This is a genomic window from Streptomyces sp. Ru72 (genome assembly GCF_002920635.1).
Taxonomy (GTDB): domain Bacteria; phylum Actinomycetota; class Actinomycetes; order Streptomycetales; family Streptomycetaceae; genus Streptomyces.
On the sequence record NZ_PQSR01000250.1, the window covers coordinates 1 to 567 of the forward strand.

The 567-nt window shown below is 70.2% G+C and carries 1 protein-coding gene; it reads left to right on the plus strand.

What is annotated here, in order from left to right; all coding sequences use genetic code 11:
- A partial coding sequence (locus C3488_RS39755) for an alpha-amylase family glycosyl hydrolase (protein WP_258053934.1) occupies window positions 1-567 on the plus strand: 567 nt, incomplete at both ends.

Sequence of the window (567 nt, forward strand, 5' to 3'; positions counted from 1 at the left end):
AGGAGATGGGCTTCACCCACGTGGAGCTGATGCCGATCGCCGAGCACCCCTTCGGCGGGTCCTGGGGCTACCAGGTCACCGGCTTCTACGCGCCCACCGCCCGTCTGGGCACCCCCGACGACTTCAAGTACCTGATCGACGCCCTCCACCAGGCCGGCATCGGCGTCCTGATGGACTGGGTACCGGCCCACTTCCCGCGCGACGACTGGGCGCTGGCCGAGTTCGACGGACGCCCGCTGTACGAGCACCAGGACCCGTTGCGCGCGGCCCACCCCGACTGGGGGACCCTGGAGTTCGACTACGGGCGGCGCGAGGTGCGCAACTTCCTGGTCGCCAACGCCGTGTACTGGTGCGAGGAGTTCCACATCGACGGTCTGCGCGTGGACGCGGTGGCCTCCATGCTCTACCTCGACTACTCCCGCGAGCCCGGCCGGTGGACCCCGAACGAGCACGGCGGCCGGGAGAACCTCGACGCGGTCGCGTTCCTGCAGGAGATGAACGCCACCGTCTACCGCCGCTGCCCTGGCGTGGTCACGATCGCGGAGGAGTCCACCGCCTGGGACGGGG